4 protein-coding genes are annotated in these 4,364 nt (G+C 63.0%); 2 read left to right on the top strand and 2 right to left on the bottom strand.

Annotated features, from left to right (window positions below):
• Nucleotides 1-412: 412 nt before the first annotated feature.
• On the bottom strand, nt 413-1,636 hold the full coding sequence (locus tag BXY45_RS23045) for a hypothetical protein (RefSeq protein ID WP_146211347.1): 1,224 nt from the start codon (nt 1,634-1,636) through the stop codon (nt 413-415).
• A 446-nt stretch (nt 1,637-2,082) separates the two neighbouring features.
• On the opposite strand from BXY45_RS23045, the gene BXY45_RS22535 reads away from it, so the two are divergent.
• Nucleotides 2,083-2,622, top strand: coding sequence for a helix-turn-helix domain-containing protein (locus tag BXY45_RS22535; RefSeq protein ID WP_109776777.1), 540 nt, complete (start codon nt 2,083-2,085; stop codon nt 2,620-2,622).
• 94 nt (nt 2,623-2,716) lie between these two features.
• Entirely contained in the window at nt 2,717-3,307 is a 591-nt protein-coding gene (locus BXY45_RS22530) for a PIN domain-containing protein (protein ID WP_109776776.1), read from the top strand.
• Between the two features lie 185 nt (nt 3,308-3,492).
• Here BXY45_RS22530 and BXY45_RS23655 read toward each other — a convergent pair whose 3' ends face one another.
• Nucleotides 3,493-3,651, bottom strand: coding sequence for a hypothetical protein (locus tag BXY45_RS23655; RefSeq protein WP_170131698.1), 159 nt, complete (start codon nt 3,649-3,651; stop codon nt 3,493-3,495).
• Nucleotides 3,652-4,364 lie beyond the last annotated feature (713 nt).

Genomic DNA, 4,364 nt, shown 5'->3' with positions numbered 1-4,364 from the left:
CGACGAACTCGGTGAAGCCGGCGCGTCAGCGGCTGAGCAGGCCCTCCCGACCGCCGCCTAAACGATCTTCATCCACAGGTCTTGACAATTTCTCCGGTCCGGTTGCCCGGTCGCTTCAGCGGCTGTGCCGACGAGCCGGCTTCGTCACCAGGCAGAGAGCCGTCGAGACACCCGATCTCCCTGCCCGACCGCGCCGGTCGGGCATCAGCAGGCAACCGGGTTGGGTCACCACTCCGTATACCTTGCTCCGCCCTGGGACCCCAGCCGCTCGCTGTCGCGGCCCTGATCGTGAGCCAGTGAAGGTCGATCTCCAGCATTGCACCGGTAGATTGCTAACCAATCCGCCGTTCTTCCGGAAGGCAAATGAGGCGTCCAGCTCAAAAATCCAAATTATTCAGGTCAGCAACTTTCGCTAATCAGCTTGCATGAACGCATTAAGCCAAGGGGAAGCCGTTCCCCCGCTCTCGAAATCCGGCTCAGAATCTACCGTGAAGCCGACCCGCTCTTCTTCGAGAGAGATCAACGCCACCCACTTGCGTCGACCATTCAATACCGCTGCCTGAATGGTTAACTCTGCTGGAGCGCCAACCTGACCGATAATTGCCAGTCGACCAGCGACCAGTTGATCGCAAGAACCTTCGATGCGCCACTTAGCTCCGACACGAAGTCCGCGATCGACGATAACTACGGCCTGATCATCTATCCCGCGCCGCGAAGAAAACGCCGCACGCCTATTCTCAAGCCTACTGAAAATACTGGCTGCCATTTTGACGAATTCCCTCGATGGGTTTTGCCGCTCCAATAGAGCCTCGAGAGCGGCGGCATTGAGACTCCCGTACGCCCCTCTGGACCGCAGCACCTTGACGTTGGCATAGTTGGCCGCCACTGCCTCAATTGAAGATTCATTGCTGGCGGAAGCGGTCACTCCCGCCTGCCCTATCCCATAGGTGCCTCCCGATCGAAAAGCGCCCACGGCACGCTCGATGCCCCGGAACCAGCGGGGTCGATTTAATACCTCGGCGTAAAGGATGCTACGAAGGAGCACAGGATCCAAGCGGTGAGCCCAGGCGCAAGAATCAATATATGACTCCAAGCGAGGACCAATATCACGTGACAGTCTCTCAAGATCGACCTCATCAGAGTCCGACCTTACAAAGTTTTGCAGCAGCACTGCCAAAACGGCGGCGACCAGTCCCGTCCAAAGGGCTGACACAAATTCATCCAGCCCGGGCACAAGGAATGAAAGGCGCTCGCCATACCTGAGTATCAGATACGCCAGAGCGGACAGCCCGAATGCCGTAGCAAGGTTGCTTAGAATGCCATTGGCGGCAACCCGACCAGCCTTTACCGAGTTAATGAAACTACGCCCGTTCGTGGCCGCCAGATGACTCAGCAGTAGCGCACCCAGAGCAACGGAGCCGTCGATTTTCAGACGTTCGGAACTAGCCGAAACAGCCAGCCCCACGAGCAGGAAGGGGCCTGCACGAAAAATGGCATACCGAAGAGGACCTCGAGCCACGGCCTCCTCGGCCTGATTCCTCAAAGTGATGTAGCTATTAGGCCACTTCACACGGACACTCGAGTAGAACAGAAAGAGCAGGACACTTCCGCTCAGGCCAGTCAGCACGGCGAGCACCAGTCCAGCATGAGCGAGCGCGCGCCTACACGCAAGCGAAACTTGAATCCTCCCGAAAGGAAGACTTACCTAAGGGACGCAGAGCTTCTCCAATCCAAATCTGCACGGGCAACATCTCGGCTGATCTCGCGAGCAGCAAGGAGCTGCTCGCGAGATTTGGATAGCACCCGAAAGTTGCCATCACGGCTGACCAATCATGGCCCTGGACCCCGGGCTGGCAGGCCAAGGAGGCCGACGCCGCGACCGCGCGCGGGGAGGGCACCAACTTCGGCATCCCAGAGGTTCTCATCAGCCACCTGGTCGACCTGGACCGCCAGGCCACTCAGGTCGAGGAGCCCACCGCAGGCGCTCTCGGGTGAGATGCAGGTCAAGGGGAACGTTCGGAGTGTCGATGACTAGACGCAAGGAACGCAATCCGTTACGTTTCTTGCGTTTGAGGAGGCTCCATGAGCATCACACCGCTCACTCAAGAGACGTACCTGCCCGAGGCCACCGATCAGGTCGCTGAGGTCTACGACTTCCTAGCCGCACGTGAGGCAGCGGGCCTGGGCACGCCGCAGACTCGCTACTTCCTCGCGGGAGCACAGGCAGGCGAGCAGGTAGAGCTGCCCACCGAGGTCTACCGCGTGCTGCGCCAGGTCGTGGAGGCGATGCGTCAGAACCTCGCGGTCACCGTCGTACCGCAGCGCCGCACACTGACCACCCAGGAGGCAGCAGACCTGCTGGGCATCAGCCGTCCGACAGTCATCAAGTTGCTGGACGAGAGCAAGGTCGCTTACGAGCGGGTTGGTACTCACCGGCGGATCGCGCTCAAGGACCTACTGGCCTTTCGTGAGCAACGCCGCCGGGAGCAGTACGCCGCCCTGGAGGACATGAACCCCGGCCTGAACGACGTCGGAGACGACGTCGACATCGACGTAATGCTGGAAGACCTCAAGCGGGTTCGACGCACCGTCGCCGGGCGGCGTCGAGCCGGGAGTCGCTGACCCCCAGCACCCACCGAGGAGCAGTCCACAGCCATGCCCCCGCGGCATCTGCAGTGCAGAAGTACGCCATAGCTGAGATGGAGAGGGTGCCGAGGTGTTCACCGGCCTGCTCGACACGTGCGTGCTGTGGCCGAGCACCCAGCGCGACTTCCTCCTCTCCTTAGCCATCGAGGGCATGTACCGGCCGGTGTGGAGCTCAGCAATCCTGGCCGAGCTGGAGGAGCACGAGGCGATCAAGCTGGTGCGAGCAGGGCTGCCCCAACGCGTGGCCGCTGAACGCGCGGGCCGCTTGATCGCGACGATGCGGTCGACGTTCATCGACGCCGAAACGCAGGGATGGGAACCACTGGAGGGGACCTTCGGCCTGCCTGACATTGATGACGAGCACGTCGTGGCGGCCGCGGTAATCGCCGGGGCGGGAGCGATCGTCACCCACAACGTCAAGGATTTCCCCACCTCACAAGTCCCCTCCACGGTGCAGGTGCTCACCCCCAGCGTCTTCGCCTACAACACCGTGACCCTTGGGCCAGCGAGAGCGGTCCGCGCAATCCACGCCATGGCGTCCCGTTCGGGCCGCAAGGGCCCGATACGCACCACCGGCGAGGTGCTCGACATACTCGAGCATCGCTACGCCATGACAGAGGCAGTCGCAATGCTGCGCGAGGTCGTGAATCAGGGACCGTAAACGTCTACCGCGTCCGCAAGAACGCCCGTCAGCGGGCCTCCTGCGACAAGTCCACAGAGATCACCTCTCGCTGATGGAGGCTTCGCGCTAATCAGCCACGCAGGCGACATCTCACCTCGATGCCTGGTTGGTCAGCAACGGGAGCGCGGACGCGTCGAAGACCTCACAGTGAGGGGGGGTGCTCCCTACTGCTCGTCGCCAGCGACTGCCGCACGTCGCCGTTCCGCGATGAGCTCGTCACTGAGACTCTGCCCGTGGGCGCCGGCCTTGCGGAACTCCTCCCAGACGTTCTCGAGAGCAGCGCAGCGACGCGGGTTCCAGCCCTTCAGGACTTCGCCCGGCATGATCGCCTCCCCCACCCGCGGAACGCTAGCCGCCGATGGGCACCGACGCCCCTCCGCCACACGCGCCGCGCAGCCAGGCGGCAGGCACCCCCGAGCGCTCTCCCGCTCGCAATCGAACCCGGATGAGCGCCAGACCGCTGGGCTCACCGCCGCCCGACGGGTGGTGCCGCTCGCCGGGCAACCGAACGGGCAACCGGTCTATGCCTCGCCCCACCCACGCGGGCGCGACCGCCTCACGCCCCCACCAGCGGACCTCATCGAACACCGTTCAGTCCGCAGCTAGTCCGCAGGAGGTTCGACAATGACCAACACCACCCAACACTTGCCAACGGCAAATGTTCATTTCAGGGGCACTTTTGGCCAGATCAGCCCTGCTCAGAACTGAGCACAACTTGTTCCGCCGCAAGTCCGGCTGAACCGCATCGGTAGGGGGCCAGCGCGGTCCTAGTGCGTTCCTGCGCGCTCGATCATGTGTGGCTGGGCAGCGCTGCTGGCGCCGCGGTAGCCAGGCAGCCTCTGGACGGGCGACGCCGTCGTCGCCGGCGGCGATCAGCCCCGCGGCGGGGCGGCACCTGAGGCTGTGAAGCCGCGTGTCCGTGCCCCTGTCGACGGCGCCGCAAAACTAATGGGGGTTACCGGGCCGGTTCCGCAAGGGGCAGGCTTGGTGCCGGTAGCGACCGGCAGGGTCAGCACTCAGGAAAACTGGACCTGTG

This window comes from Quadrisphaera granulorum, assembly GCF_003149145.1.
GTDB classification, from domain to species: Bacteria; Actinomycetota; Actinomycetes; order Actinomycetales; family Quadrisphaeraceae; genus Quadrisphaera; species Quadrisphaera granulorum.
Note: the sequence above shows the minus strand (reverse complement) of the source record. Positions and strands in the feature narration are given on the sequence as shown.

What these genes read in the sequence shown, in the direction of transcription:
- BXY45_RS22535 (WP_109776777.1), top strand. Translation starts at nt 2,083, where the DNA reads ATGAGCATCACACCGCTCACTCAAGAGACGTACCTGCCCGAGGCCACC.
- BXY45_RS23655 (WP_170131698.1), bottom strand. Translation starts at nt 3,651, where the DNA reads ATGCCGGGCGAAGTCCTGAAGGGCTGGAACCCGCGTCGCTGCGCTGCT.